Source organism: Deinococcus sp. Marseille-Q6407, assembly GCF_946848805.1.
Taxonomy (GTDB): Bacteria; Deinococcota; Deinococci; order Deinococcales; family Deinococcaceae; genus Deinococcus.
The window spans coordinates 68,826-94,999 of record NZ_CAMPFU010000003.1; the positions used below are offsets into that span (position 1 = coordinate 68,826).

24 protein-coding genes, 1 tRNA gene and 1 pseudogene are annotated in these 26,174 nt (G+C 67.7%); 9 read left to right on the plus strand and 17 right to left on the minus strand.

Annotated elements, in window-relative coordinates:
- Positions 1-62: 62 nt before the first annotated feature.
- The gene (locus tag OCI36_RS07375; protein WP_261664456.1) at positions 63-191 is read right to left on the minus strand and encodes a hypothetical protein; all 129 of its coding nucleotides are present in this window, start codon (positions 189-191) and stop codon (positions 63-65) included.
- A 114-nt stretch (positions 192-305) separates the two neighbouring features.
- Complete coding sequence (locus OCI36_RS07380; RefSeq protein WP_261664457.1) at positions 306-1,742, minus strand: alkaline phosphatase PhoX; 1,437 nt, start codon at positions 1,740-1,742, stop codon at positions 306-308.
- Positions 1,743-1,816: 74 nt separating this feature from the next.
- Between OCI36_RS07380 and OCI36_RS07385 the strand changes: the two genes are divergently transcribed.
- Positions 1,817-3,022 carry an MFS transporter gene (locus OCI36_RS07385; protein ID WP_261664458.1) on the plus strand — a complete coding sequence of 402 codons (1,206 nt, stop codon included), beginning with the start codon at positions 1,817-1,819 and terminating at the stop codon, positions 3,020-3,022.
- Positions 3,023-3,095: 73 nt separating this feature from the next.
- Here OCI36_RS07385 and OCI36_RS07390 read toward each other — a convergent pair whose 3' ends face one another.
- The 3 genes from OCI36_RS07390 to OCI36_RS07400 form a co-directional block, all read right to left on the minus strand.
- Positions 3,096-4,070 carry an acetyl-CoA carboxylase carboxyltransferase subunit alpha gene (locus tag OCI36_RS07390; protein WP_261664884.1) on the minus strand — a complete coding sequence of 325 codons (975 nt, stop codon included), beginning with the start codon at positions 4,068-4,070 and terminating at the stop codon, positions 3,096-3,098.
- A gap of 5 nt (positions 4,071-4,075) precedes the next feature.
- Positions 4,076-4,939, minus strand: coding sequence for an acetyl-CoA carboxylase, carboxyltransferase subunit beta (gene accD, locus OCI36_RS07395; RefSeq protein WP_261664459.1), 864 nt, complete (start codon positions 4,937-4,939; stop codon positions 4,076-4,078).
- A gap of 98 nt (positions 4,940-5,037) precedes the next feature.
- Complete coding sequence (locus OCI36_RS07400) at positions 5,038-6,351, minus strand: thymidine phosphorylase (RefSeq protein WP_261664460.1); 1,314 nt, start codon at positions 6,349-6,351, stop codon at positions 5,038-5,040.
- A 34-nt stretch (positions 6,352-6,385) separates the two neighbouring features.
- Here OCI36_RS07400 and OCI36_RS07405 point away from each other — a divergent pair, with 34 nt between their 5' ends.
- Together OCI36_RS07405 and OCI36_RS07410 are read left to right on the plus strand one after the other, a co-directional pair.
- Positions 6,386-6,973 carry a GNAT family N-acetyltransferase gene (locus OCI36_RS07405; RefSeq protein WP_261664461.1) on the plus strand — a complete coding sequence of 196 codons (588 nt, stop codon included), beginning with the start codon at positions 6,386-6,388 and terminating at the stop codon, positions 6,971-6,973.
- 220 nt (positions 6,974-7,193) lie between these two features.
- Positions 7,194-7,619 (plus strand): acyl-CoA thioesterase, encoded by a 426-nt coding sequence (locus OCI36_RS07410; RefSeq protein WP_261664885.1) that lies wholly within the window; start codon positions 7,194-7,196, stop codon positions 7,617-7,619.
- Between the two features lie 20 nt (positions 7,620-7,639).
- On the opposite strand, the gene OCI36_RS07415 is transcribed toward OCI36_RS07410, so the two are convergent.
- Positions 7,640-7,921: a DUF427 domain-containing protein gene (locus OCI36_RS07415; RefSeq protein ID WP_261664462.1), complete on the minus strand. Its 282-nt coding sequence runs from the start codon at positions 7,919-7,921 to the stop codon at positions 7,640-7,642.
- 90 nt (positions 7,922-8,011) lie between these two features.
- On the opposite strand from OCI36_RS07415, the gene OCI36_RS07420 reads away from it, so the two are divergent.
- Genes OCI36_RS07420 through OCI36_RS07430 form a run of 3 tightly spaced genes read left to right on the plus strand, consistent with a single transcriptional unit; the run spans position 8,012 to position 9,444 of the window.
- Entirely contained in the window at positions 8,012-8,614 is a 603-nt protein-coding gene (locus OCI36_RS07420; protein ID WP_261664463.1) for a DUF3592 domain-containing protein, read from the plus strand.
- A 60-nt stretch (positions 8,615-8,674) separates the two neighbouring features.
- Entirely contained in the window at positions 8,675-9,142 is a 468-nt protein-coding gene (locus OCI36_RS07425; RefSeq protein ID WP_261664464.1) for an acyl-CoA thioesterase, read from the plus strand.
- Positions 9,139-9,444, plus strand: coding sequence for a hypothetical protein (locus tag OCI36_RS07430; RefSeq protein ID WP_261664465.1), 306 nt, complete (start codon positions 9,139-9,141; stop codon positions 9,442-9,444). Before OCI36_RS07425 ends, OCI36_RS07430 begins: the two co-directional genes overlap by 4 nt.
- Positions 9,445-9,547: 103 nt before the next feature.
- On the opposite strand, the gene OCI36_RS07435 is transcribed toward OCI36_RS07430, so the two are convergent.
- Positions 9,548-10,795, minus strand: a complete 1,248-nt coding sequence (locus OCI36_RS07435; RefSeq protein ID WP_261664466.1) for an aminopeptidase — start codon at positions 10,793-10,795, stop codon at positions 9,548-9,550.
- A gap of 160 nt (positions 10,796-10,955) precedes the next feature.
- Here OCI36_RS07435 and OCI36_RS07440 point away from each other — a divergent pair.
- Positions 10,956-11,032 (plus strand) — tRNA-Pro (locus OCI36_RS07440).
- Between the two features lie 106 nt (positions 11,033-11,138).
- Here the strand turns inward: OCI36_RS07440 and OCI36_RS07445 are convergent.
- From OCI36_RS07445 to OCI36_RS07455, 3 genes are all read right to left on the minus strand, one after another.
- Positions 11,139-11,981: an excalibur calcium-binding domain-containing protein gene (locus tag OCI36_RS07445; protein ID WP_261664467.1), complete on the minus strand. Its 843-nt coding sequence runs from the start codon at positions 11,979-11,981 to the stop codon at positions 11,139-11,141.
- 114 nt (positions 11,982-12,095) lie between these two features.
- Positions 12,096-12,437, minus strand: a complete 342-nt coding sequence (locus OCI36_RS07450) for an RNHCP domain-containing protein (protein ID WP_261664468.1) — start codon at positions 12,435-12,437, stop codon at positions 12,096-12,098.
- On the minus strand, positions 12,434-12,877 hold the full coding sequence (locus OCI36_RS07455; protein ID WP_261664469.1) for a hypothetical protein: 444 nt from the start codon (positions 12,875-12,877) through the stop codon (positions 12,434-12,436). Before OCI36_RS07455 ends, OCI36_RS07450 begins: the two co-directional genes overlap by 4 nt.
- A gap of 73 nt (positions 12,878-12,950) precedes the next feature.
- Between OCI36_RS07455 and OCI36_RS13425 the strand changes: the two are divergent.
- Positions 12,951-13,638, plus strand: a pseudogene (locus tag OCI36_RS13425) (MOSC domain-containing protein).
- Positions 13,639-13,667: 29 nt separating this feature from the next.
- Here OCI36_RS13425 and OCI36_RS07470 read toward each other — a convergent pair.
- The 6 genes from OCI36_RS07470 to tatA all read right to left on the minus strand — a co-directional run bounded on the left by OCI36_RS07470 (position 13,668) and on the right by tatA (position 24,103).
- Positions 13,668-15,239, minus strand: a complete 1,572-nt coding sequence (locus OCI36_RS07470; protein ID WP_261664472.1) for an NFACT family protein — start codon at positions 15,237-15,239, stop codon at positions 13,668-13,670.
- Positions 15,240-15,399: 160 nt separating this feature from the next.
- A complete protein-coding gene (locus OCI36_RS07475) occupies positions 15,400-18,147 on the minus strand; it encodes an outer membrane protein assembly factor (protein ID WP_261664473.1) in 2,748 nt (915 codons plus the stop codon).
- Positions 18,148-18,274: 127 nt separating this feature from the next.
- Positions 18,275-20,056, minus strand: coding sequence for an SLC13 family permease (locus tag OCI36_RS07480; protein ID WP_261664474.1), 1,782 nt, complete (start codon positions 20,054-20,056; stop codon positions 18,275-18,277).
- 85 nt (positions 20,057-20,141) lie between these two features.
- Complete coding sequence (locus OCI36_RS07485; RefSeq protein ID WP_261664475.1) at positions 20,142-21,353, minus strand: hypothetical protein; 1,212 nt, start codon at positions 21,351-21,353, stop codon at positions 20,142-20,144.
- A 600-nt stretch (positions 21,354-21,953) separates the two neighbouring features.
- Positions 21,954-23,447 carry a YifB family Mg chelatase-like AAA ATPase gene (locus tag OCI36_RS07490; protein WP_261664476.1) on the minus strand — a complete coding sequence of 498 codons (1,494 nt, stop codon included), beginning with the start codon at positions 23,445-23,447 and terminating at the stop codon, positions 21,954-21,956.
- Between the two features lie 125 nt (positions 23,448-23,572).
- Positions 23,573-24,103, minus strand: coding sequence for a twin-arginine translocase TatA/TatE family subunit (gene tatA, locus OCI36_RS07495; protein WP_261664477.1), 531 nt, complete (start codon positions 24,101-24,103; stop codon positions 23,573-23,575).
- Between the two features lie 148 nt (positions 24,104-24,251).
- On the opposite strand from tatA, the gene OCI36_RS07500 reads away from it, so the two are divergent.
- Positions 24,252-25,661 carry a phytoene desaturase family protein gene (locus tag OCI36_RS07500; RefSeq protein WP_261664478.1) on the plus strand — a complete coding sequence of 470 codons (1,410 nt, stop codon included), beginning with the start codon at positions 24,252-24,254 and terminating at the stop codon, positions 25,659-25,661.
- Between the two features lie 80 nt (positions 25,662-25,741).
- Here the strand turns inward: OCI36_RS07500 and OCI36_RS07505 are convergent, their stop codons facing one another.
- Positions 25,742-26,026 (minus strand): HU family DNA-binding protein, encoded by a 285-nt coding sequence (locus tag OCI36_RS07505; RefSeq protein WP_261664479.1) that lies wholly within the window; start codon positions 26,024-26,026, stop codon positions 25,742-25,744.
- Positions 26,027-26,174: the final 148 nt, after the last annotated feature.

Sequence of the window (26,174 nt, forward strand, 5' to 3'; positions counted from 1 at the left end):
TGGGGCGAGTCGGTCTCCTCCCGCGCTGGGCCAGCGCCGCAGGCCCACGCCGATGCTGGGGGTCAGGCCCGCGCAGCCGCCCCCATGCTCGGTGTTCGCGCCTTCACTCCGTCGCTGAACACGTTGTCGCTGTTCCGGGTGATGTTGTTCAGGGTGCGGGTGCTGCCGCCGTAGCGGCTATCCGCGTCCACAGCGCGGCATTCGGCCTCGGGCAGCGCAATTTGCGAGACCGAGGCCGCTTTTCTCCAGGATGTTCAGCGTCTGGCCGGAAGCGCTGCCCCCGCCGGCAGGCAGGGGCGACGGGCTCAGTTCAGGCGGGCGATGGCCGCTTCGATTTCGCTGTCCACGCCGTGGCCCAGCTTCATCCATTTCACCGTAAAGCTCTGGCCGGTGGCGCTGGCCTGGTCGTCCACCTGTTCCAGTTTGGCGACATACAGCGTACCGGCACTGAGGTCGCCGGCCTTGTCGGCCACGAACTTGTACATGCCGCGCATGTTGCCGTCGTCCCCAAAGTGCACGGTGCGGTTGTCGCTCAGCACCAGCGACATCTCGTAGCTGTTGCGGCCCATCACGTAGTGCTTCTTCACGCTCTGGCCGGCGCCGCTGGGCGTGATCTCGCTGATGTAGCCGTAGTCGTAGCGGTTGGCCTTGCGGCCCAGGTATTTGCTCATGTTCGGCTCGGCCTCGGCCCAGGTCGCGTCGTCCTCGGCGGGGTATTCCTCGCTGGTCAGGGCGGTCTTCCAGGGGGTCACACTGCCGTTACAGTTGTTCCAGGTACCGCGGACACCCATAAAGTCCACCATGCCCGGCTGACCGTCGGCCACCCAGCTGCCGCCGCTGCGCTTCAGGTCCAGGCGGCTGACTCCGCCGGGCTGGGATTCCCAGTTGGTATAGAGAATGGCGCTGTCGGGGCCGGTGGGCACCAGCATGTTGGCGTCGGGGTTGGTGCTGACCTCGCTGCTGCCGTCGGCGTTGGTGATGACACCCGCGCCATTCTCGCCACTCTGGACCAGCACGGTGTACTGACCGGCCGCGTGCCGCAAGGTGGGCTGCGAGGTGCCGTCGTAGGCCAGTTCAGTAAAGTCGTCGCGGTTGGCGTTGAATCCGCTGAACACGCCCACGGTGCCCTTGTTGTAGGGCGCCGCAACATTCTTGCCGGGGTGCTGAATGTTCATGAACAGGTCACCCTGCTCGCTGACACGCAGGCCGGTGACCTCGGCTCCGTCGGGCACCACTGCGAAACGCTTGAGGGACCCGGCCTTCAGGTCGTAGGCCCACAGGGCGTTGCGGGTGTCGTCGCCGTCTTCACCGATCCACAGCCGGCCCCGCTGGTCCAGCGACAGGTTGTCGGGGCTGTTCAGGCCGTTCACATCACAGCCCTTGCCATCGGCTGTCGGCTTGCCCGCCAGGATGGGGGTCAGGCGGGTGGCGCTCAGGTTGCTGTCCAGCTGCGCCGCAATGATGCCGCCGCAGGGGTTGGCCGCCATGCGGATGTCGCCCAGCTGATCGGCCATGCCGCCGCTGAAGGCCGTCACGGCGATGTAGAGGGTGCGGCTCCGCGCGTCATACGCCAGGCCCTCCATCTTGTTCCACTCCAGGGTGCCGCCCACCGCGCGGGCCACTTTGTTGGTGTCCATGAAAGGGGCCACGCTGTTTTCGGCCGGCTGCGGCGCAGGAGCCTGGTGGCAAGCCGAGAGAATCAGACCCAGCGAAAGGGAGACAGCTGCTAAGCTTTTTTGCATGTATGTATCCTGGCTCCGGGCTGTCAGGCGCCGGTCATCCGCAAAGCCGGTCTTACCGTGAGTGGGCATTTCTCATGACCACCTCCAGTAATGAGCCTTCCGGCACCTCGCCGCTGCACATTGCCGCCATCGGCACCCTGCTGCTGATGAACGTGTATGCACCGCAGGCCCTGTTGCCGCTGCTGTCCAGAGAATTTCAGGTCAGCACCGCGCAGGTGGGTACCCTGATCGGCAGCACCACCCTGGCGATCGCGCTGGCCTCGCCGGTCTCGGGCCTGCTGGCCGACGCCCTGGGCCGCAAGCGGGTGATGATGGGGGCTTTCGCCCTGCTGCTGCTGCCCTGCCTGCTGGCCGCCAACGCGGATACATTCAGCACGCTGAGCGCCGCCCGGTTCCTGCAGGGCCTGCTGATTCCGCTGGTGATGGTAGCAATCACCGCTTACCTGGTCGAAGAAACGCCGCGCTGGCAGTACAACCGCCTGCTGACCGGCTATGTGGCCGGCACGGTGCTGGGCGGTTTTCTGGGCCGCCTGATCAGTGGTCTGGTGGCGCACGGCGGCGACTGGCACCCCGCCTTTTACGCCCTGCTGCTGACCAATCTGCTGGGGCTGGCGCTGGTGTGGCGGCTGCCGGCCGAAACGCACTTTCACCCGCAGCGCAGCCGCTGGCGCACCCGGGTGACCCTGGCAGCCCACCTGCGTAACCCGCAGCTGCTGAGCGTCTGCCTGGCCGGCTTCCTGATTCTTTTCGTGCTGGTGGCCGTGTTCAATACGGTGCCGTTCCGGCTGGCCGCGCCGCCCTACAACCTGGGGCCGGGGCCGCTGGGGCTGATTTTCGCGGTGTACCTGCTGGGCGTGGTGGTCACACCGGCCACCTCGCCGGTGCTACAGAGCCGGGGGCCCGGCTTCGTGCTGCGGGCGGCGGCCGGCATCAGCCTACTGGGGCTGGGGCTGACACTGCTGGCCCCACTGCCAGTGATCGTGGTCGGGCTGGCGCTGGCCTCGACCGGGGTATTCATGGCGCAGGCGGCTGCGCAAAATCTGGTGCAGCAGAGCGTGCACAGTGGCCGCAGCCTGGCCGGTGGGCTGTACAACTTTGCCTATTACGGCGGCGGCGCCGCAGCGAGCGTGGCGGCCGGGTTGGCCTTCGATGCCGGCGGCTGGCCGCGGGTGGTGCTGCTGTGCGCTGTAGCCTGGGCGCTGCTGCTGGCCCTGAGCGTGTGGGTGCGGCACAGGAATGCCGGGCACGGCGAGCTGGACCCCCGGGTGTTTCCAGGCTGAGCTGCCGGCGGCGGCGTGGGGCGAGAAAAGCCGCCGCGTACTGCTCAGGCGTTCAGCAGCACCCCTGTCCCAGCTAGCGCTCCTCGAACACCCCCGTCGACCGGAAGCGTTCGGCGCGGCCGGCCAGCAGTTCTTCGGCGCTCAGGCCGCTCAGCTCGCGCAGGTGGCGGCTGACCGCCTCGCCCAGCGCCTCGGCGGCGGCCTGCTTATCCAGGTGCGCGCCGCCCTCGGGCTCGGGAATCACTTCCTCCACAATGCCCAGTTCCAGCAGGTCCGGCGCTGTCAGCCGCAGGGCCTCGGCGGCCAGGGGCGCTTTGCTGGCATCCTTCCAGATGATGCTGGCACAGGCCTCGGGCGAAATGACCGAATACCAGGCATTTTCCATGATCAGCACCCGGTTGCCCACGCCGATTGCCAGTGCACCGCCGGAGCCACCCTCGCCAATCACGGCGCAGACAGCCGGCACCCGCAGGCGGCTCATGCGCTGAATGCTCTCGGCAATCGCCCAGCCCTGCCCACGCTCCTCGGCCTCGATGCCGGGATAGGCCCCCGGCGTGTCAATCAGCGCCACCACCGGCAGCCGGAACTTGTCGGCCAGGTCCATCAATCTCTGTGCTTTGCGGTAGCCTTCCGGGTTGCTCATGCCGAAGCGGCGCTTGATTTTGGTCTTGGTGTCGCGGCCTTTTTGTTGCAGCAGCAGCATCACCGGGGTGCCCTGCCACACTGCCGGCCCGCCCAGCAGCGCCGGGTCATCGCCGTAGAGCCGGTCACCGTGCAGCTGCGTGAAGTCCTCAGTCAGCAGCTCCACATAGTCCAGCGCGGTGGGGCGTCCCGGCGCGCGGGCCAGGCCCACCCGTTCCCAGCGCTCGCCGCCGGCCGGGGCCTCCGGGGCCGCCAGCCCTGCCTCACGCTCGGATTCGTCGTGGCGCAGTTTGGCGACTTCCTCGCGTAGTGGGGCCAGCGCCGCTTCCAGGTTCTGCCCGGTCTTGCGGGCGGTCTGTTCCAGGTCGCGCACCTTGTGTTCCAGGTCGCGGATCAGGTCGGCCATCGCACTCACCCGGTCACCTCCGCCTGCGGGGCGCGGGTCAGCAGCCGCAGCAGTCTGGCCAGATAAGCCCGCTGCTCGCGGCGGTCCACCACATCGTCCAGCATGCCGTGTTCCAGCAGGAACTCCGAGCGCTGAAAGCCTTCGGGCAGGTTCTGGCGGATGGTCTGCTGAATCACGCGCGGCCCCGCAAAGCCGATCAAGGCGCCCGGCTCGGCGATGATCACGTCGGCGATGGTGGCAAAGCTGGCAGTCACGCCGCCGGTGGTGGGGTCGCTCAGCAGGCTGATATAGGGCAGGCCCTTTTCGTGCAAACCCTCCAGCGCCACGGTGGTTTTCGCCATCTGCATCAGCGAGAGTGCGCTTTCCTGCATCCGTGCCCCACCGCTGGCTGCCACCAGCACCAGCGGCAGCCCCTGCTCGGCGGCAGCTTCGGCGGCGCGGGCAATTTCCTCGCCCACCACGCTGCCCATGCTGCCCCCGCTGAAGGCAAAGTCCATCACGGCGGCTATGACCGGCACGCCTTCAATCCGGCCGCGGCCGGTCAGAATCGCCTCGGGGCGGCCGGTTTTGGCCTGCGCTCGCTGCAGCCGCTCGGGGTAGCTTTCGGTGTCCACAAACTGCAAGGGGTCGGCCGGAAACACCCGGCCCGACAGCTGCTCGAAGCTGCCGGGGTCCAGCAGCACGCCTACGCGTTGCTGGGCGTCCAGCCGCAGGTGGTGCCCGCAGCGGGGGCACACCCAGCTGTTCGCGTCGAGGTCTTTGTTGTAGACGGTTTCCTTGCAGGCAGGACACTTGGTCCAGAGTTCGGGCAGGTCGGCCCCGGCCTGTGACTGGGGCCGCCGCCTACGGAAAAAATGCTCTAGCGCCATTCGATTTTCGCCTCCTGATCGGGGGCCATTTTACGCGGCGCCAGCGCATTCTTTCTGGACCGGGTTCAGAATTGGCCCGGTCCTCTGCGCAGAGACTGTTACTGCACCCGGCCCAGAATCAGGCCGTGCGCCTGCGGCTGCTCCTGGCTGATGCGGATGCCTTTACTCAGCAGCGCCTGCGCCCGCTCCAGGCCCCGGCCGTCACGGTGATACAGGCGGTAGACCGGCTCGCCGGCCGCTACCTGTTCGCCAGGCTTCTTGAGGGTTTCCACACCCACCCCGAAGTCGATCGCCTCGCCCTTGCGCTCGCGGCCACCGCCCAGCGCCAGCACGGCGCGGCCCACGCTCATGGCGTCCAGCCGCTCGATGTAGCCGCTTTCGGGAGCGGTGATCTCGGCGCGGCCGGGGGCCACGTCCAGTTTTTCCGGCTGGTCCACGCGGCTGGCGTCACCGCCCTGCGCCGCCACGAACGCCTTCAGTTTGGCCAGGGCGCTGCCGTCCTGCAAGGTGGCGGCGGCCCGCTCACGGGCCCGCGCGGGGTCGCTCTCCTGGCCGGCGGCCAGCAGCACCTCGGCGGCCAGGGTGGTGCACAGCTCGGTCAGGTCGGCGGGGCCGTTGCCGCGCAGGGTAGCTATGGCTTCCTGCACTTCCAGGCTGTTGCCGGCCATGTGTCCCAGCGGGGTGTCCATATCGGTCAGCACGGCGCGCACGTTGCGGCCAGCTCGGGTGCCGATGTCTACCATGGCCTGAGCCAGAGCGCGGGAATCGTCCAGCGTCTTCATAAAGGCGCCGGCACCTGACTTCACGTCCAGCACGATGGTCTGGGCACCGCTGGCCAGTTTCTTGGACATGATGGACGAGGCGATCAGGGGCAGCGATTCCACCGTGGCGGTCACGTCGCGCAGGGCGTACAGCTTGCCGTCGGCGGGAGCCAGGTCCTTGCTCTGCCCCACCAGCGCCAGCCCGATCTCGCGGGCCTGGGCAATAAAACGGTCCTCGGGCATTTCGGGGTCCCAGCCGGGAAAGCTTTCCAGCTTGTCGATGGTGCCGCCGGTGTGGGCCAGGCCGCGCCCGCTCATCTTGGCGACCGTCAGGCCCAGCGCCGCCAGCATCGGCGTCAGGATCAGGCTGGTCTTGTCGCCCACGCCGCCGGTAGAGTGCTTGTCCACGGTGTTCTGAAGGCTGCTGAGGTCCATCTGATCACCGCTTTCGGCCATCACCAGGGTCAGGTCGGCCGTCTCCTGGGCGCCCATGCCGTTCAGGAAGACCGCCATCAGCCAGGCGCTCACCTGATAGTCGGGCACCTCGCCGCGGGTGTAGCCGCCGATCAGTTGTTCCAGCTCGGCACGGGTATGTTCGCCGCCAGCACGCTTCTTGGCGATCAGGTCAGGAATATTCAATGTTGCCGTCATGCCCTCAGTGTACGGCGGGGCCTATGCTGGGTGCATGGCTCTGAATTTCCGCCCCGCCACTCCTGCAGACGCTCCCTTTGCCGGCCCCCTGATTCAGGAGGCGATCGGCGACATCGGCTGGCAGCTGACCGGCACCGGCAGCGACGAGGCCGCCGCGCAGGCGATTACCCGGCTGTTCGCGCAGCCGGGGCACCGCATGGCTTACGACCCGTGCCTGCTGGCTGAGGACGCCGAAAGTGGGCAGCCGCTGGGCCTGGCGCTGGCTTACCCCGGCGAACAGTCGGAGGCGCTGGACGAACCGCTGCGGCAGGCGCTGCGCGCCGGGGGCCGCCCAGCCGACTTTCTCAGCGAAGGCGAACCCGGCGAACTGTACCTCGACACCCTGGCCGTCTCGGGCGCGGCGCGGGGCCGGGGCCGGGGCGTAGGCGGCCAGTTGCTGGCAGCGCTGGACAGCCGAGCACGCGACCTGGGCCTCGCACGCATCGGGCTGTTGGTCGAGGAAAGCAACCCCGCAGCGCGGCTCTATGCCCGCAGTGGCTATCAGCCGGCCGGCGAACGCACCCTGGCCGGGCACCGTTATTTTCACCTGCAGCGCCAGGTGCCCGCGCTCCCCGCCGAATAAGGGCCTGAACATCACGCCAGCACCCAGCCGCAAGCGAGAGCAGCAGGCCGGGGTCAGAGCGTTATTCTGAAGCGCAATGACTGACCAGGACCAGACCCCGGACGCGCCCGGCGCAGAGCTTTCCACTAGTGAGACGGCCAGTAGCGAGACTGCCGGCACAGATGTAGCCAGCACAGATGCATCCGGCACCGACAGCGCCGGCACCGCACCACTGCCCAAAATGCCGGCCCCGCGCAGCCGCGCCCGCATGCTGGAGGTGGTCTTTCCCAAGGACACCAACTATCATGGCACCGCTTTCGGAGGCTTCTTGCTGTCGCTGATGGATAAGGCCGCTTCGGTAGCGGCGGTGCGGCACGCCGGCGGCGGCGTGGTCACCGCCCGGATGGACGGGGTGGATTTCCGCATTCCGCTGCGGGTGGGCGACGCGGTGGCACTGGACGCCCGGGTGATCCGGGTGGGCCGCTCCTCGATGACCATTCAGGTGGATGTCTACCGCGAGCACATGGCCAGCGGCGAGCAGGAACTGGCCACCACCGGCACTTTCGTCTTTGTGGCGGTCTATGAGAACGGCAAGCCCCGCCCGGTGCCGCCGCTAGAAGAGGGCAGTACCGAGGAAGCCTGGGGCCGCGCCACCAGCCGTCCCTAAGAGCCGCCCTTGCTTCTGGTCTACTCGGTGACTTCCACGCCCTTCCAGAACGCCACCCGCCCGCGGATCTGGGCGGCGGCCTCCTTGGGCTCGGGGTAGAACCAGGCCGCGTCGCGGTTTTCCTGCCCGTTCACGGTCACGGTGTAGTAGCTCGCCTCGCCCTTCCAAGGGCAGGTGCTATATGTCTGTGACGGGCTAAAGTATTCGCGCCGCAGGCTCTCGGCCGGAAAGTAGTGGTTGCCTTCCACCACGACCGTATCGGGAGATTCCGCCAGCACCGCGCCTTGCCAGGTTGCTTTCATGCCCCATGCTAGCGCCTGCGCTCCCCCCGGCCAGCTGCACAGCCTATTTGTGACATTCCTGCGGGCCAGCCACCGTGAGACTTGGGAGCAATGAACTGGCTCGTCCTGCTCTTTACTCTGCCGCTGCTGGCGCTGGGGCTCTTTTTGCTGTGGCTGGGCGGTCTGAGCCTCTGGACCACTCTGCTTGGAGGCACTGGCCGGGACACTTACCGCTGGCCGGAGGTGCCCGCCACCGTACTGAGCCACCAGGTAGAGCATGAACACCGGGGCAACCAGATTGCTCTGTCACGTGGCGCACAGACCGAAACGGTCCGGGCCGCCGTGACCGTCCAGCTGGAAGACGGCACACTGGCCGAAGTCTGGCCACCTGAACTGGCCCGGATGACGCTGACGCAGCCGCCAGGGCTCAGTTTCCAAGAGTTCATGGCTGCCGCTGACGGCCTGGCCTTGGCCGAAGCCCAGAAACGCCTACCCGCGGGCCAGACCATTCTGGTGTTGGCGGCGCCGGCCGCACACCGTGTTATTCGAGCGAGCCCGGACGGGCAGCCATGGACCGCCGCCTATCCCAGGGGCACCCTGGCCTCCAAGCCGCTCAGCCTGTTGGCCTCGCTGTTTATGCTGGGGTTTGGCCTGCTGCTGGTGCTCTGGGCAGCATTGATGTTGCTGCCGAGTACTGCACCAGGGACGAGCTAGGCCGGGCAGAAGATGCCTGGGTTCCTGCGCAGAAGACCGGCTTTCTCCTAGACTGACGCCATGTCAGAAACCCCCAAATCTGCCCGTCAACATCCCCTGGCCGCTCTGGACTGGAGCCACGCCCACCGCGCCGAGATTCAGATGCGTTACGGCGACACCGACGCCATGGGCCATCTGAACAACGCCACCTATGTCTCCTATCTGGAAACCGCGCGGGTGCAGATGCTGGCCGAAATGGGCACACCGCTGCACGACCTGCTGACGGTGGTGGCGCACATTGAGGTGGATTACATCTCGGAAATCAAGCTGGGCCAGCAGGTCATCGTGGAAACACTGGTCGAGGGTCTGGGCACGTCTTCCTACACTTTCGTGGTGCGGGTGCTGGCCGACGGCGTCCCCAGCGCCTACGCCCGGACCGTGCAGGTGAATATCGGTCCCGACAAGCGGCCTGCGCCGCTGGCACCCGACCGCCGCGAGTGGATGGAGCGCTTTATGGCAGGCCAGCCCTCGGCCGCCAGCCCCGCGTGACTGCGCCTCACTACGGCGACACCGCCGAGCACCTGGGCCACCGCTGGCGGCGGGTGGATACCCTGCCGCGCCTGCTGGCCGAGGGGTGGCGGCGCGACCTGGCCGAAGGCGGTGTGGTCAGCGCGCTGCTGACCCCGGCCGGCTGGTCGGTGGCAGCGCCCGTTTACGAGATCATCGCCGGAAATTATCTGGGCGATGTGGGCCTCTACGTACCCGAGGTGCAGTACGCCGAGGCGCTGGAGCTGCTGGGCTTTGAGGAGGACGTCAGCGCAGGGGAAGACCCACTCTCGCTGGACGTGTAGGGTCAGGCAAACTGAGGCCGGCTCACAGAAACACAGAAAAGCGGGCCGGGCGCCCACGGCACCGGCCCGCCTGCTCCGCGCAAGGCGCAGAAGCGTCAAGGCTTCAGATGACAAACTCACCAGCGCGCATCACCGGTTCACGCTGGCCTTCTTTGGTGATGCCGTCCACGTCCATGGTGGCGCTGCCAATCATCCAGTCCACGTGCACGATCGAATCGTTGCCGCCGTGTGCCATGAATTCCTCGTCGCTCATCTCGGTGCCGCCGGCCACGTTAAAACGGTAAGCGGCGCCCAGCGCGATGTGCGAGGCGGCGTTCTCGTCATAGAGGGTATGGAAGAAGAACAGGCCCGACTGGCTGATGGGGCTGGAGTGCGGCACCAGCGCCACCTCGCCCAGGTGCGCCGAGCCGCCGTCGGTGGCAATCAGTTCCTTGATGGTCGCTTCGCCCTGTTCGGCGCTAACTTCGACCGCCTGGCCGTTCTCGAAGCGCATGCGAATGCCGCTGATCAGCACACCGTTGTAGCTGAGCGGCTTGGTGCTGACCACCACGCCGTCCACCCACTCACGGTGCGGCGCGGTCCAGACTTCCTCGGTCGGGATATTGGGCACGAAGCGGCCCTGTTCGGCTCCGGTGCTGTCGCTGGCGCCGCCGCCCCAGACGTGATCATCGGCCAGGCCCACCGTCAGGTCGGTGCCGCCGGCAGCGTCCTTGAAGTGCAGCGCAGCGTAGCCCTTGTCGGTCAGGTAATCGCGGCGGGTCTTCAGGGCAGCGAGGTGGTCTTCCCAGGCCTGGATGGGATCCGGCTGGTCGGCACGGGTGGCGGCGAAGATGGCGTCCCAGTGCTGTTCCACCGCTTCCTCGGCGCTCACATCCGGGAAAATCTGGCTGGACCACTCGGGCAGCGGCGCCGTAATCAGGTTCCAGTTGACCGAGTTGGTCATCACCTTTTTGCTGTAGGGCTTGCGGTAGGTGCTCAGCGCCCGCGACTGCTGGGTCACGCGGGCCGCGTCCACCCCGCCCAGCAGGCCAGGGTCGGTCGAGCGAATCGCCAGCACGGCGCCGCCCTCGTCTACCGTTTCCATCTCGGCGTCCACCCGCCACTTGCTCAGCTGATCGAAGCTGCCTTCGGGGGCTTTCTGGTAGCGCAGCAGGTTGACGGCGTCATCGTCCCAGCGCACGTCCACGAAGCTGGCGCCGGCGTCGTAGGCAGCTTCCACCAGAGCGCGGGCCAGGGGCGCCGTTTCGACCGGCGCTTCGATCAGCAGGCGCTGGCCGGGACGCAGGCCCACGCCGGTCCGCACAGCCAGCTCAGCGTACTTCTTCAACTTCTCGTCAAAATTTTGAACCATAGCTTCACGATACTGCGCCCGGCCGCTGGCAGCAGAGAATCTCCGGCAGTGGAACGGCGGGCCGGGAATCCAGCGCTCCGGCTACCGTGGGAAAGCCACCTTGTCGCCTTACGGCTTGACCCTCCCCCATCAGGCGTGTATATTTCTCGGTGCTGAACGTCGAGGCGTAGCGCAGCCTGGTAGCGCACTACCTTGGGGTGGTAGGGGTCGTGAGTTCAAATCTCGCCGCCTCGACCAGCAAAGAACTCCTTCCTGTCTTGGAAGGAGTTTTCTTTTTGGAATCGGCTTTTGGGAGTGATGCCCAGCAGCCGGCCCGGAGACCGGCCGCCGTGGGCGCAGAAGCTCAGTTGCAGGCCACACCGTCGCCGTCGCTGTCCAGTTCGGGGCGGTAAGCGGGGCTGTCCTTGCCCATCCGGCTGTAGCCACCGGCCGCGGCCGCGGCGCAGTTGGGAAAGTAAATTTCGCCGCTGGCCGCTGGTGCCTGTGCTGCACCGCCACTGTCCTTGCCCTGATCCTGGTAATACTCGGTGGGATCGGCAATCACCTCATCGCTGGCGGCCGGTGCCGGCTGAGCGGGGGCCGCAGTGCTCTCTGCTTTGGGCGCTGCCTTCGGGGCAGGAGTGCTCTGATTGGCCGCCGGCGCCGCAGGCTTAGGCTGCGCCGACGAACTGTGAGCGGGAGCCGCTGGCGCCGACTGGTTGCCGCTGGTGGGGGTGGACTGCGCCGGAGTTGGGGCAGGCGGCGCCGACTGTGCAGGCGCCGCTTGGGCCGGGGCCGCAGGCGCCGGAGTTGTCTGAGCGGGTGACTGCTGGGCCGGAGTAGTCTGGGAAGGCGCTGACTGGGCGGGCGCCGGCGACCCTGACTGACCGCTGGGCGCCGCCGGAGTCGCCTCAGAAGAAGGAGCTGGGGTGGAGGCCGGCGTGCCTGTGCTGCCACTGACCGGAGCGCTCACGGCATCTGCCGGTTGCGATTCGGTCCCGGAAGTGCTGACCGCCGATGCGTCCGTAGACTGGGTGGTGGCAGCCTGGGAGGTGGTCGTCTGGGAAACGGTCTGCTGTGAAACCGTCTGGGTGGTGGTTTTCTCTTCTTTGGTGCAGCCGGCCAGCAGGCCCGGCAGCAGGGCCAGCAGCAGGAAAGCGGGCAGGCGGGGGGTAAGAGCGGCGGCAGGATCAAGTCTGTCAGTCACGGGGTCACCTCGGTGCAGGGCCGGCGACATCTCACCAGCTCCAGCAGTCTTTCTTTTGTAATCTACCCTACGGTGAGAAGCGTGCGCCTGGCACCCACACCCAGAAAGCCTGGATTAGAGTCGGGGCTGCTGGCTGAGCTCCACGATCAGGTCCCAGTCGTCGGGCTGTTGGGGGTCGTCTAGGGCGGCGCGGTTGCGGCCGGTGTGCCCGCACTTCTGGCAGCGGTGCACGATCATCCAACCTTTTTTGCCGCTGTTCTCCACCGCCACCGGCTCCATCACGCCGTGGCAGTCGCAGGCGCGGTCGCCCGGAAAGATGTCCACATGTAGCGAGTGCAGGCAATGGGGGCAGTGGTTGCGCACCGAGCCGTTCTGCAGCGGCTGAATGTCGGCGCCGCAGTGGGTGCACTCGAAGGCGTTGTTGGTGCCCTGCACGGTAAAGCGCCGCCCGCTCATGCCTGCCTCTTCCGGCGCAGCTGCTCGCTGCGGGCTGTCCAGCGGGTTTCCAGGAAGGAACGCACCGGCCCCGCCGAGACCAGCAGCAGGCCGATGCCCAAAAAGGCCAGGCCCGCAAAGCTGACCAGCAGGCCCTGCGCTATCGTCCGGCCGGCGAACAGCCCCGCCATGAACACCAGCATGCCGGTCAGCATGGTCAGGGCCACGGTAATGCGCCAGGACCACACGCTGCCGCGCCAGACATTCCACATCAGCACGCCGGTCGCCAGCAAGTAGATCAGCTGCGGCGCGGCACCCTCGGTGTGGCCGCGCAGCAGGGCAGAGACTGTGGGCACGGCCACCAGGGCCGGCAGCGCCCACAGCAGCGCCGTCAGCCACACCCGGCCCTGTTCCAGCTCGGCCGGGGTCGCTGGGGTCGCTTCGGAGGAAGTGTCAGTCACGCTGCCCATTTCAGCACAGCGGCGCCGGGACAAGGGTGCTCTGCCTTCCTCCCCAGCTGCTAGCCTGGGTCACATGAGCGCTTCTGCCAGCCCCTCCCCTGCCCCACTGCGCATTCTGGCGCTGTACCTCGGTGAACCGGAAAAGATTGCTGGCAGCGGCAAGCCGGGCGGCACCCGCAGCGGGATTCATAAGCGCCCGGTAGACACCGCCTGGCTGGACGCAGGCGGCCTGCGCGGCGACCATGTGCTGAACCGCAAATACCACGGTGGCCCCGACCAAGCCGCCTACCTGTACACCCAGCCCGACGCTCTGGCCTGGACGGAGCGCGGCCTGCCGGCTGACCTGGGACGGTCTTATTTCGGAGAAAACCTGCGGCTGGACGGCCTTAGCAGTGCTGAGGTACGCCCTGGTGACCGCCTTGGGCGCCGAAGTGATTCTGGAAGCCACTGCCCCGCGCCTGCCATGTGCCGTGGCCGCCGCCTACCTGCGGGACGTGTATGACGGACCGTTCGTCAAGGACTTCTATGCGCTGGGCCGGCCCGGCATCTACGTGCGGGTGCTGCGCCCCGGCCGCTTGCAGGCTGGCGACACCGGCTGGCTGGAGCCCGGTGACGCCAGCGCCCCCACCCTGGCCGAGCTGATGGAGACACACAAGCACCCGGCCAGAGCCAACGCAGCTTTCTGGCAGCGGGCCCTGCTCTCTCTCCTCTCGCACCGGATGCGTGAGGAGGTGGGCGAGCGGCTAAGCACGCTGGGCTAACCCTCCCAGCCCACGCGCCTCCTGACCCTTTAACTCTCCGGCAGGTCGCCGTCCACAAAAACAGTCTTCTGGCCGGTGTAATTCACCTTGCCAGCCGCTGCGCCCTTGGGACGCCAGACATGCTTGATGCGAGTATAGTCCACCGGCACGTTGGAACTGCCGCGCGCCTTGGAGTGGGCGGCGGCCAGCTGCGCAGCGTAAAGGATATCGGCCTGGGACAGCTCTTTGCCGCCGCTGCCGGTGCGGACCAGAACATGGCTGCCGGCGTAGCCCTGCGCGTGAAACCAGTAGTCCATGCTGCGGCCGATCCGGTGAGTCAGGGTGGCATTTTCCTTGTTGTTGCGGCCCACCAGCGCTGTCAGGCCACTGGGCAGCGTAAAGCGCAGGCCGTAAGGGACTTTCTCGGGCTTCTCGCTGCTCAGCTGTGCAGCCAGGGCTTCCAGCTCTTTCAGGCCAGCGGTGTCCAGCGCCTGCACACGGGCCTGCGCCTCAGCAAACTCGGTCCGCAGCCGTGGCTCGCGCTCGGCCAGCCGCTCATAGATATCCTCGCGGCGGCGGGCGCGGGTGTACCGCTTCTCAGCGTTCTGCACCGCACTCAGCAGCGGGTCAAGAGTGATGGTCACTTCGCTCTCGCCAGTCAGGTCAGGCAGGCGCACTTCGGCGCTGCCGTCGGGCACCTGGTGGCTGTAGGCCATCAGAATATCGGCCTCCAGGCGCTCCTGTTCGGCCAGTTCGATGCCTTCTTCGGCGCGGGTCACGTCGCTCAGCTGGTTGGTCAGCAGGGTCAGGCGCTTGTCCAGCGGGCCGATCAGCTCCTTACGCAGCTGCGCCGCTTTCTCGCTGCGGGCCGCCTCGCGGGCGCCCTCGGTCATCACCCCTTCGGACACGCTGGGGTCTTCCACCAGCGAGTGCAACGCCGCCAGGGCCTGCGGTAATTGCTGTGGCCCCGGCGCCTGCGTGAAGCCGGCGCGGCGGCCCAGCTCGGCGCTCAGCAGCGGGCCCAGCCCATCTACCTGCTCGCGCCAGCGCGGCAGCGGCAGGTCGTCCAGGCCGGCGGCCTGCGCCTCTTCCAGGCTCAGGCTGCGGGGGTCCAGCTTGTCATAAGGGGGCGGCGGCGTGTACTGACCGCCCGAGCGAGTGGTGCGGAAACGGTTGCGCGCCGGAGTGATTTCGCGGGCCGCGTGCAGAATACGGCCTCTGAACCCCTCCCCCTCTTCCAGAATCAGCAGGTTGGCGTTGCGCCCGGTCACCTCAAACAGCAGCCGGGCGGGCGGCACACTGACAAAGCCCTCCTCGCCGCCAAAATGCAGCTGAAAGACCCGGTCCAGCTTCAGCTGCTCGGCCCGCAGCAGGTCACCACGCACCTTGTTGGCCACCATCTGCTGAAAGGGGTTGTGCGGCTCGCCGCGCAGCCGCTCCCGCGAGAAATACACCACCGGCTGCGGGGGCCGGTAGCTGAGCACCAGATTGCCGGTGCCCTGCGGCATATCTTCCAGCAGTAGCGCTGCGGTCGTTTCGTCGGGAAAGACCCAGCCCAGCGCCCGCGCCGGCAGGCCCCCGGACAGGCCCCGCAGCACGCGGGCAAGCATCAAACCTTCCATAAGAGGACATTGTAGGGCAGGGGCCGGGCGGCAAAAGGCGGCGCTGTCCGGTCGGGTGGAGCTGCCCAGCCGCAGGCAGGCACAAAAAGAAAAAGACCCAGAGGCAGAGCCCTGGGTCCTTCCCGTCTTGCTCGTCAGTCGCCTGACAGCGTGTGGCTGGTTACCAGAAGTTACCCAGACGGAAGTAGAACTGGCCGTTGCTGGTCTGGGGGTTGTAGCCGTAGTCGAAGCGCAGCGGCGGCAGCTGGAAGTTGCCCAGCCCCAGGTCAAGCTGGACACCCGCGCCCACGCCGTAGTTCAGCTTGAAGGGATCCTTATCGCCCCAGGCGTCGCCGGCGTCAGCGAACAGCACGCCGTACACGCCACGGGCCGGGCCCAGGTTGATGTTCAGGTCACGGCGGTACTCGGCCGAGGTGGTGAAGTAGTTGGAGCCGAACAGCGAACCGTTTTCCACACCGCGCAGCTGACGCGAGAAGGAGCCGCTGTTGCCGCCGCCCACCCGGAAGCCGGTGCCGACCGGGGTGTCACCGACCATGGTGCCGGCGTTGGCACGCACCGCCACCACCTGCTGGGGGGTCTGCTCACCGGTAGGCTTCTGCACGGTGTCGCCCAGGTTGAAGTAGGTGCGGGTGCCCGATTCCACCTCGAACCAGTTGACGCGGTTGTCACCCACCGCACCGAAGTTGTACGAGCCGTTCAGGTCGCCGCGCCAGCCCTTGCTGGGGAAGGCGAAGGAATCGGCGTTGTCGTAGTTCACGCGGCCGTTCAAGCTGGTGGTCAGGCTCTTCTGGGGCAGCAGAGCGTTCGCCTGAGCGTCGGTCAGGGCGCAGGGGCGGCGCAGCTGCTCGATCAGGGCGGTGTCGGTCCGGTTGGCCTTGACCGGAGCGTTGTTGCAGTCGATCCAGTACTGGGTATCACCCTCGACCTTGTAAGGCGTCCGGACGTCGTTGTCGCGGATCTTGCCTTCCAGGAAATAATTCTGCTGGGTCACGCCCACACCCACGCCGGCGGTGATTTCATCGGTCAGGTGACGGCTGAGATCCACTCCGAAAGTGTTGTTGCGAACGGTGTAGTCGCGGCCGGTATCCTGCTGCACCTTGCCGCTGCCGTTGGGGTCATCGCGTTCCTGGAAGATGGCCTGGTTGGCGGCCACCGTGCTGCTCACGCCGGCGCTCAGGCTGGTGCGGTTTTCACGGAAGTCTAGGAAGTCGAGGTCCAGCCAGGGAATGGTGTAGTTGGCCGAGCCGAACCAGTTCTGGCCGGCGTCGTTCTGCTGGGCGCCCAGGCTGATAGAACCGTTGTGGCCCAGACCGAACACGTTGGGGTTGCTGTAGCCGACTTCGCCGTTCCAGCCGCCCTGCAGGCTGTCGTAGCCCAGCGAAAGCTGCAGCGGAATGCCGGTGTCGGCTTCGGCCACCGTCAGCACGTAGGTGATGGCTTCGGGGTTCTGGGGGTCGGTGCGGGTTTCCTGGCTGACCAGCTGCACGTATCCCAGGCGGCTGATGCGGCCTAGGCCCTCGCGCAGCTGATTGGCGTTGAACAGCTGACCCGGCTTGGGCAGCTCGCGCAGAATCACGCGGTCCTCGGTGCGGTGTTCGCCCTTCCAGTTCAGCTCATAGCCGGCCAGGGTCACTTCGCGGACATTGAACACCAGCACGCCGTTTTCAAACTGCACGGCGTCCCGGGTGCTGATCTCGTAGCCCTGGGCACGGTACAGGTCACGCATCCGGACAAAGTTGTCCTGGGCCAGCTGCGGGCTGAACACGTCACCTTCCTTGATGGTCAGCGCGGCGCGCAGCTGCTCGGCAGTCAACCGGGTGTTGCCACGAATCTCAATACGCTGGATAGGCGCCGTCACCACGTTGGCGCTGCCGAAGTACACCACCACCTGATTGAGGTTCTGGGGGTTGGCCTGCAGCGCAAAGCCCACCGGCTTGCCGGTGCGGTTGGACAGGGTGCGCACGTCTTCTTGCAGATCGGCGGCGCGGACCGGCTGGCCCGAGCGGGTCCGCAGGCCCTGCAGCACGGCGGCGTCCACATTGCCCAGGTTACTGGTATCCAAGCGGGTCACGCGGCCTTCCACGACTTGCACGGTCAGCAGGCCGCCGTCCAGAGTGGTCTTGGCAACTTCCACACCGGCGTGCAGGTAGCCGGCTTCTTCGTACAGAGCCTGCACCTGCGACACGGCGCGGTAGTAGGACTCGGGGGTGAACTTGCCCGACTGCTGCAGCGGCCGGAAGATGTTCTCGACGCGGGCGCGGTCCAGCAGGGTCACGCCCTGCACACGCACAGCGCGGATGGGAGCGGTTTCATCCACCAAGAAGCGCACGGTCACGGTGCCGTCGTTGGCCGGCGCGGTCTGCACCGTCACCTTGGGAACGAAAGGAAAGCCTTCGGAGCGGTAGTTGTCCAGCAGGGCGTTCTTGGCCTGCTCCAGGCGGGCGGTGTTCAGCGCGGCGCCGGGGGCGATGTTCAGCATGTCGGCGATGCTCTTTTTGAAAGCGTCGGCCGACAGGTAGGTCAGGCCGGTGGCTTCCACGCTGCCGATGGTCGCGTTGGGCACCACGTCAATCACCAGCACGCTGCGGCCCGAGCGCTGCTCGATGCGCGGGGTGGCCGCCGAGAAGTAGCCCGAGTTCAGCACGCTCTGGCGCACCTGATCCAGGTTCACGCCCGAGACCGGGGCGCCGGGCTGCACGTTCAGGGTGGCCCGCACAAAGTTGGCCAGCAGTTCGGTGGTGCCGTTCACGACCACTTCCGACACGGTGCCGGCCGGCTGCGCTGCGGCAGGCCGAGCAGAGGCAGGCTGCGCGGCAGGGGCCGGCGCACGCACCGGAGCGGCCGTCTGGGCCAGGGCCGGCGCGGCGGCGCCAAGCGCCAGGGTCAACATCAGCGTATGGGTTCGCATATGACCTTCAGTTTGCCATAACGCTTCAAGGAAAGATGAATCCGGCCGTGAAGCGGCCGTGAAAAGTGTGAAATTGTCATCAGGCTGTGATCAGCCGGCAGCGACCCATGCGTTCAGGACGGCAGAGTCAGGTCAGCGGCCAGACCAGCGGAACGATCACGATGGTCAGCAGGAAAGTGATCAGCGAAAGGCCCCCGCCTACCCGCAGAAAGTCGGCAAAGCGGTAGTGCCCCGGGCCGTACACCAGCATGCAGCTGGGTTCCAGCGGCGTGAGATACGAGTTGCTGGCCGCCAGCGTTACCGCGATGGCGAAAGGGCGCGGGTCGTAGCCCAGCGCGCCGGCGATGCTCACCGCCAGCGGCAGCATCACCAGGGCCGCCGCCTGATTGCTCATGGGCTGGGTCAGAATCAGGGTAAAGAGGTATACGCCCGCCAGCACGCCCACCCCGCCCAGCGGCTGCAGCACCCCGGACATCCAGCCGGCAATCAGTTCAGCCGCGCCGCTCGACTGAAACGCGCCTCCGAACGCCAGCATGGCAGCCACCAGCACCAGCACCGGCCACTCGACCGCGCGGTAGGCCTCGGCGGGGCTGATCAGCCGCAGCGCCAGCGCCAGCGCCACAGCCGTGATCAGCGCAGCCACCAGCGGCACGGCGCCGGTGCCGGCCAGCAGCAGGGCACCCACGAACAGACCAGCAGCCAGTGGCGCTTTGGACTGGTCACGCTGCTGCTCGGTCAGGTCACTCAGCACGGCGAACGTATCGCCCAAGTTGCGCACCCGCGACTCGGTGCCCTGAATCAGCAACACGTCGCCGCCGCGTATTCGCAGGCTACCCAGCCGCTCCATGGTTTTCTCGCGGCGGTGCAGCGCCAGCACGCTCAGGCCATAGCGTTCGCGGAAACGGGCCTCGCGCAGGGTGCGCCCGGTCAATTCGTTGCCAGGCATCACCACTGCTTCGACCAGCCGGGCTTCGGAATCCAGGCCGCTCAGCGAGAGCTTTTCCTCCGAGCGGCTGACCAGCCCCAGCCCCGCTTTGGCGGCCAGCAGCCCTTCCGAGTCACTCTCCAGGGCCAGGGTATCACCCTGCTCTATCTGGAAATTCGCGTCCGGGGCGTAGCTGGTGCGGCCGCCGCGGCGCACCGCCACCACCGTCAGGCCGTGGTCGCGGCCCAGCGCGGCGCCGGCCAGGGTCTGCCCGATCAGGGGGCTGCCCTCGGCGACCGTGAGGTCCGAGATATAGGCCCGCACCTCCTGTTCCAGCTCCGAGTCGCGCTCGGGCAGCAGCCGTGGGGCCACATAAAAGAGGTACAGCAACCCGGCCACTGCGCCGGGCACGCCCACCCAGGCAAGCTCGAAAAAGCCCAGGCGGTCCAGCCCCAGCTTGGGCATGAAACCCGCCACCACCAGATTGGTGCTGGTACCGATCAGGGTGACCGAGCCGCCCAGAATAGACGCGAAGGCCAGCGGCATCATCACCCGGCTGGCCGGCGTGCCGGTGCGCCGCACCAGAGCGTGCATCACCGGCAAAAAGACTGCGGTGGTGGCGGTGTTGCTGGTCACGGTGCTGACTGCCGTGACTCCGGCCAGCAGCCGCCGGATCAGGCCCTGGCCCTGCTGCGGCGACTGTACGCTCCCCGCGCCGCGGGGACCCGAGGACCCGGTCAGCCGCTGCACCAGCCAGCCGATCACGCCGGTCCGCATCAGAACCCGTGCCAGGATAAACAGCGACGCCAGCGTCAGCACCGTGGTGTCGCCGAACCCGGCCAGCGCCTCGGCAGGGGTCAGCAACCCGGTCAGCATCAGGGCGGCGATCAGGAGCAGCGCGGTCACATCTACCGGAAACCACTCGGTAGCGAACAGCACCAGCAACAAGACCAGCAGGATCAGAATGATGCCGATGGGTTCCATTGCGGGTCAGTGTAGAGCAGTTGCCGCAGACCCGGTGCACCCTGACAGGGGCGGGGGCCATGTTTCGCCGGCGCCCCCACCGACCTTAAGACTGGCGGCCGGGATCTTCCTCTGCCTGGGCATCTTCCGGACGCAGCCAGAAGGCCAGCGCCTGCAAGGCATCGGCGGCGGCCAGCAGAAAGACACCACCCGCCGCGCCGGCCACCAGCAGCCACAGGCCTGAAGCGGCGGCCCCGTGCCGCAGGTAATAGACCATCAGGACCAGGGCGGTCAACAGTAGCAGCGCTGCCATCAGCCGCAGCCGCGCCGGCCAGACCGATAAATCGGGCATGCCCGCTGCGTCAGAGAGAGCCGGGAGGCGCAGGGCAGGCCGGTTCCTGGCAGGCGCAGGAGCCGGGCCCACTTCAGCCGGCACAGGTGCGGGGGCCGTCTGTGCCAGAGGTGCAGCAGGCGGGGCAGGCTGACGGGGCGTCTCGGCCTGGGCCGGTGCCGGGCTGACGGCAGCATTCCCTGCCGCAGGTGCGGCAGCCGGCGGCACATTCCGCAGCGCCTCGTCCATGCTGACGCTGGCCGGGTGAGCGGGGGTGGGCTCGGTATCGGTATCGGTATCGGTGCGGGCCGGTGAGGACGGCTGGACTGGCTGAGAAGACGGCGCAGATTCGGCTGGGGGCGCCAGCGGTGCTGGAGTCGCGTCCTGCTCTGGCGCTGCTGCCGGCACGGCGGCCGGCGGCGCAGGCTCGGCAGGAGCGGGCTTAGTGGGGGCAGGCTCGGTTGGGGCAGGGCGGCGCTGGATGACCCGCACCACCGAGCCCAGCCGGCCGCTGACCTCCTGCCCGAAAGAGCGTGGCCGCTCATAAGGCGCGTAGGGCTCGAATTCTTCAGCAGCAGGCGTAGGCTCCGGAGCCGGAGCGGGCACCGCCGGCTGCGCCCGTGGCACGCCGGCAAAAGGCGAAGGTGGGGCCTCGCCGCGCTCGCGTTCCTGTGCCCGCTTGGCCTGTGCCTTGGCATAGGCGGTAGCGTCGCGCACCCGCAGAAAAAACGGCTGCACCTGATCCGGGTCGAAGCCCAGCAGGCTGACACTTAGCACGGTGCCGGCCGGCGTTTCGACCCGCAGCATGCCGCTGTCGTCGCTGTGAATCCGGGTCAGGTCGCGCAGGCGAATCCGGCGCAGCAACCTCTCGTCGCGGTAGATCAGCAGGTCGTCCACCAGCATAAAAAAGGCGTCGTCCCGGATCAGGGTGGCTTCGGGCTTGCTCGTAATGCCCAGTTCTTCCAAGGTCGGCCCTATGCGCGTCATTGCTACTGCTCAGCTTAGCAAGCTGTCAGGCCAGCTTTTGCACAAAGGGGCCACAGGGCTCTGTTTTTACAGTTGCCCCCTCCCCCACTTTTCCCGCTCCCGCTTTGACCAGGCCGCGTAGATGGTCAGGCCGGCTGGGAGGAGCAGCCCCTTGGCAGCGTCCCAGAGATAGTCTACCCAGTCAGGCCAGGCTGGCCCGGCATTCACCGCCTCAGTGCAAGCAGGGTGCGGCTCCTCTGCCGGAGCCAAACCACCGAAATTCAGGATCCAGCCCACCAGCAGCACGACGGGTATTGCCCAGAGCAGCCGGGCTTCTCTCTGGCCACCAGCGCGCCCGACAAGCATGGCCTGCCAGCCGGTGAGCAGCGCTGCGCCCAGAGCCGGCAGAGCCAGCGGCCAGCGGAAAACCGGCCGGGCAGGCCACCGAACCCAGGAACACCAGGTAAAGCCAGGCCAGCGGCAGACTGAGGCAAGCCAGAGAAAGCGCGTAGGCCACCGTCCGGCTGAGTGCAAGCGGCTCAGTGGGAATCCGCAGGGCCACCAGAGGCCAGAGCAGCGCTGGCGCGCCCAGCAGACTCAGGGAAAAGAGTTCCATTCGCGCTAGGCCAACTCGCGCGGGCGGAAGGTCAGTGCTTCGGCGAGGTGGGCTTCCGCGACGTACTCGGCTCCGGCCAGGTCCGCCACTGTACGGGCCACCCGCAGCACCCGGTCGTAGCCGCGGCCAGTCAGCCCCAGTTGCCGGGCCGCCGCCCGCATAAAGTTCTCAGGGCCGGCGTCCAGCGCGGCGGCCTGCTGCAGGCTCTGCCCCACCAGGTCGGCGTTGCGGCTTTCCTGGCGGCGGTGCATCCGCTCGCGGGCCGCCAGCACCCGCCCGCGCACCTCGGCGGTGCTTTCGCCCTGGGGCGCCCGGGTCAGTTCGTCCACCGTGAGACGCGGCACCGTCACGGTCAGGTCAATGCGGTCCAGCAGCGGGCCGCTCAACCGGGCGAGGTAGCGGGTGCGCTGCACCGGCGTGCAGGTACAGGGTTTTTCAGGGTCGCCCAGGTAGCCGCAGGGGCAGGGGTTCATGGCGGCAATCAGCTGAAAGCGGGCCGGATACTCCACGCTGGCGCGGGCGCGGGAAATCACCACCCGGCCGTCTTCCAGCGGCTGACGCAGCGTTTCGAGTGCCCGGCGCGAGAACTCCGGGAATTCGTCCAGAAACAGCAGGCCCCGGTGGGCCAAGCTGACCTCGCCAGGTTTGGGCACGCTGCCCCCGCCAATCAGACCGGCGTCCGACACGGTGTGGTGCGGGCTGCGGTAAGGCGGCGCACCCAGCAGGCCACCCCGCGTCAGCAGCCCGGCAGCCGAATGAATCCGGGTCACTTCCAGCGCCTCGCTGCGGGTCAGGGGAGGCAGCAGGCCAGCGGCGCGGCGGGCCAGCATGGTCTTGCCGCTGCCGGGGCTGCCCACCATCAAGAGGTTGTGCCCGCCGGCCGCCGCGATTTCCAGTGCCCGTTTGGCGGCTGTCTGGCCTTTGACGTCGGCCAGGTCGGGGGCGTCCAGCCAGCCTTCCTGCGGCTGGGGCGGCGCGGTGAGTGGCAGTGGGGCCTGGGCGGTCAGGTGCCGCACCGCGTCCAGCAAGGAGGCGGCGCCGTACACCGGCACCTCGATCAGGGCCGCCTCCTCGGCGCTGCCGGCCGGCACCAGCGCGGGCAAGTTCAGCTCGGCGGCCAGCAGTGCCAGATTGACCGCGCCCGCCACCGGCCGCAGCGAGCCGTCCAGCGCCAGCTCACCGGCGCAGATCAGGCCGCGCAGGGCGTCCAGCGGTATTTGCTCCTGCGCCGCCAGCACGCCCAGCGCGATGGGCAGATCGTACAGCGGGCCTTCCTTGCGGAGGTCGGCTGGGGCCAGATTGACAGTGATGCGGGCCGCCGGAAACGGCAGACCCGAATTGCGAATGGCCGCCCGCACCCGCTCGCGGGCCTCGCTGACTGCCTGATCCGGCAGGCCCACCACCATAAAGGCAGGCAGGCCCGGCGAGACATCCACCTCCACCTCGACCGGCACGGCGTCCACCCCCACCAGAGCGGCGCTGCGAACGCGGGCTAACAACGGGAACCTCGGCGGGCGGGGGTCATGTGCCGCAGCTTAGCGAAAAATACCCGAAAAGGCGCGCTGGAATGTGGTGGACCAGCAGACTCGCTCAGCCGTCCTCAGCTCAGGCACAGGAGATGGATTCAGGCGCGGTGGGTGGGCTCAGCCGGCGCGGGTGTCTCGGCGGGGGCCGCATCTGCCACCGGCGTCTGCACGACCGGCGCCACCGCCAGGTCGGAAGCACGCAGCGGCGCGGGCTGCACCGGCGCAGGCTGGGCAGCTTCCGGCTGAGTGGCCGCAGGCTGCAGCGGCTGGGGTGCTGCCGCATAAACCACCTGTTCGCCGCTGGCTGGGGCGCTGGCAACCGGCGCCTGGGAGGCGGTCACGGCAGGCATCGGCGCCTGGGCCGGCTGGGGCTGCACGGGTTGGCTCGGCACAGTTTGGCTCTGTACAGGCTGAGTTTGCACGGGCTGAGTCTGAACCGGCGTTCCCTGGGGCCGGGCCGGCTCTTCCTTGAGGCTGTTTTCCAGCTCATCCTTGAGGCCCTGGGTGCCGCGCTTGAACTCGCGCACTCCCCGGCCCAGGCTCTTGCCCAGCTCGGGCAGCTTGCTGGGGCCGAACAGCACCAGAGCAACGACCAGAATGACCAGAATTTCCATGGGTCCGAGGTTCATACCCGGCAGTCTAGAGGGTCGGGCGCCCGACTCTGTGAGGGCAGCCTCTGTCGCGGGCAGCTGCAGAAGGCGGCTGTGCCGGCCGGCCTTCCTGTTTTATAAGGCTCTGCACTCAGTCCAGTACGGCCGGCCCCGCTAGACTGGACGCATGACCCTGGACGCCGTGGTGGTGGGCGCTGGCCCCAATGGACTGAGTGCAGCCATCACCCTGGCCCGCGCCGGGCTGAAGGTGCAGCTGCTGGAAGCGCACTCGCAGGTGGGCGGCGGCCTGAGCAGCCGGCAGTGGCAAGGCTTTACCTTCGACAACGGGAGCGCCATTCACCCGCTGGGCTACGCTTCGCCTGTGTGGCAGACCTGGCCGCTGCACGCTTTCGGGCTGGACTGGGTGCGCTCGCCGGCCCCTTACGCGCACCTGTGGTGGGACGGCCGGGCGCTGGCACTGCCGCAAAACCTGGACGCCGCTGCCGAGCAGTTGGGCCCCGACGGTGACCGCTGGCGCGCCCTGTTCGGGCCGCTGGTCGCCGCTCAGCCCCGGCTGCTGGAAGACACCTTGCGGCCGCTGCTGCGGGTGCCGCGCTGGCCGCTGACCCTGGCCCGCTTCGGACTGCCGGCGCTGGTGCCGGCGCCGCTGCTGGCCCGGCTGTTTCAGACCGAAGAAGCCCGGGCACTGTGGGCCGGCTTGGCCGCGCACGTGAACCTGCCGATGCGGACCCCCGGTGTAAGCGCCGCCGTCCTGATGCTGGGCAGCGCCGCGCACGCCGGGGGCTGGCCGTTTCCGCGCGGCGGCGCCCAGGCCCTGGCCGACGCCCTGGCCGACTATTTCCGCTTTCTGGGCGGCGAGATTCATCTGAATACCCCGGTGGCCTCGCGCGCTGACCTGCCGGCGGCGCGGGCGGTGCTGGTGGATTCCAGCCCGGTGGTCGCCCGCCGCCTGCTGCGCCGCTCTACCCCCGCCTACGACGCCTGGCTGGCCCGCTTTCGCTATGGCCTGGGCGCCGTCAAGCTGGACTATGCCCTCAGCGGGCCAGTGCCCTGGCGGGACCCGGCGGCCGCCCGCGCCGCCACCTTACATATCGGCGGCAGCCTGGCAACCATTGCCGGCGCTGAGGAGAACGCCGCCGATGGGCAGCTGCCGGAGCGGCCCTATCTGCTGGCCGCTCAGCACACCCTCTTTGACCCCAGCCGGGCGCCGGCCGGCAGGCACACCTTCTGGGTCTACGCGCACGCCCCGGCCGACACCGAGTCAGCCTATGCCGATACCATCGAAGCGGCACTGGAACAACTGGCACCCAGCTTTCGCTCGCTCGTCCTGCACCGCGAAGTCACCACGCCCCGTGACCTCGAAGCGTTCAGCCCGGTCTTTGTGGGCGGCGACGTGAACGGGGGCCGTTTTGACCTGCCGGGGCTGCTGGCCCGCCCGGTGCCCACGCCCACGCCCTACCGCACGCCCGACCCGCAGGTGTATCTGTGCAGTTCGGCCACTCCGCCCGGGGGCGGTGTACACGGCATGAGCGGCTGGCAGGCGGCCCGGGCAGTCTTGCAGGACCTGTTCCGCTAATCCACTGCCGGCACTCTGGAGGCCGGCGCTCCAAGCATAAGCGCCGGCCCACCCATTCAGGCAGGCCAGCGCCAGCAGCCTCAGAGCCGGTCTTTAAGGCCAGTGGAAATCTTGAAGCGCACCTTTTTTCCGGCAGGGATGGTGATGCGTTCAGTGGTACCGGGGCGCACACCCTGACGCTGGGCTGTTGGGGAGATACTGAAGGTGCCCAGGCCCAGCAGGCCTACGGTGCGGCCTTCTTTCAGGGCGTCCACCATCAGCGACACGGCCGATGTGACCACTTCACCGGCCTGCTTGCGCGAAAGTCCAGTCTGCTCACTGATACGGGAGGCCAGTTCGGCCTTGGCGACTTTTTCCTTGTTCATAGCTTCCTCCAGCAAAAGCCACGGGTACGGCAGCCCGGTGCCTGCGCATGGCCCGGCTGAGCCCGGCCAGCTTCATTTGGTCTTTGGCGAACCTTAGCACAAATGTAAAAAAGTTTACAAAATATCCACCCATCTGGGGGGGCGGAGG

What these genes read in the sequence shown, in the direction of transcription:
- OCI36_RS07400 (WP_261664460.1), bottom strand. Translation starts at nt 6,351, where the DNA reads ATGACGGCAACATTGAATATTCCTGACCTGATCGCCAAGAAGCGTGCT.
- OCI36_RS07485 (WP_261664475.1), bottom strand. Translation starts at nt 21,353, where the DNA reads ATGACGCGCATAGGGCCGACCTTGGAAGAACTGGGCATTACGAGCAAG.
- OCI36_RS07405 (WP_261664461.1), top strand. Translation starts at nt 6,386, where the DNA reads ATGGCTCTGAATTTCCGCCCCGCCACTCCTGCAGACGCTCCCTTTGCC.
- OCI36_RS07480 (WP_261664474.1), bottom strand. Translation starts at nt 20,056, where the DNA reads ATGGAACCCATCGGCATCATTCTGATCCTGCTGGTCTTGTTGCTGGTG.
- accD (WP_261664459.1), bottom strand. Translation starts at nt 4,939, where the DNA reads ATGGCGCTAGAGCATTTTTTCCGTAGGCGGCGGCCCCAGTCACAGGCC.
- OCI36_RS07425 (WP_261664464.1), top strand. Translation starts at nt 8,675, where the DNA reads ATGTCAGAAACCCCCAAATCTGCCCGTCAACATCCCCTGGCCGCTCTG.
- OCI36_RS07450 (WP_261664468.1), bottom strand. Translation starts at nt 12,437, where the DNA reads ATGAGCGGGCGGCGCTTTACCGTGCAGGGCACCAACAACGCCTTCGAG.
- OCI36_RS07470 (WP_261664472.1), bottom strand. Translation starts at nt 15,239, where the DNA reads ATGGAAGGTTTGATGCTTGCCCGCGTGCTGCGGGGCCTGTCCGGGGGC.
- OCI36_RS07500 (WP_261664478.1), top strand. Translation starts at nt 24,252, where the DNA reads ATGACCCTGGACGCCGTGGTGGTGGGCGCTGGCCCCAATGGACTGAGT.
- OCI36_RS07420 (WP_261664463.1), top strand. Translation starts at nt 8,012, where the DNA reads ATGAACTGGCTCGTCCTGCTCTTTACTCTGCCGCTGCTGGCGCTGGGG.
- OCI36_RS07380 (WP_261664457.1), bottom strand. Translation starts at nt 1,742, where the DNA reads ATGCAAAAAAGCTTAGCAGCTGTCTCCCTTTCGCTGGGTCTGATTCTC.
- OCI36_RS07435 (WP_261664466.1), bottom strand. Translation starts at nt 10,795, where the DNA reads ATGGTTCAAAATTTTGACGAGAAGTTGAAGAAGTACGCTGAGCTGGCT.
- OCI36_RS07475 (WP_261664473.1), bottom strand. Translation starts at nt 18,147, where the DNA reads ATGCGAACCCATACGCTGATGTTGACCCTGGCGCTTGGCGCCGCCGCG.
- OCI36_RS07505 (WP_261664479.1), bottom strand. Translation starts at nt 26,026, where the DNA reads ATGAACAAGGAAAAAGTCGCCAAGGCCGAACTGGCCTCCCGTATCAGT.
- tatA (WP_261664477.1), bottom strand. Translation starts at nt 24,103, where the DNA reads ATGAACCTCGGACCCATGGAAATTCTGGTCATTCTGGTCGTTGCTCTG.
- OCI36_RS07385 (WP_261664458.1), top strand. Translation starts at nt 1,817, where the DNA reads ATGACCACCTCCAGTAATGAGCCTTCCGGCACCTCGCCGCTGCACATT.
- OCI36_RS07390 (WP_261664884.1), bottom strand. Translation starts at nt 4,070, where the DNA reads ATGGCCGACCTGATCCGCGACCTGGAACACAAGGTGCGCGACCTGGAA.
- OCI36_RS07415 (WP_261664462.1), bottom strand. Translation starts at nt 7,921, where the DNA reads ATGAAAGCAACCTGGCAAGGCGCGGTGCTGGCGGAATCTCCCGATACG.
- OCI36_RS07410 (WP_261664885.1), top strand. Translation starts at nt 7,194, where the DNA reads ATGCCGGCCCCGCGCAGCCGCGCCCGCATGCTGGAGGTGGTCTTTCCC.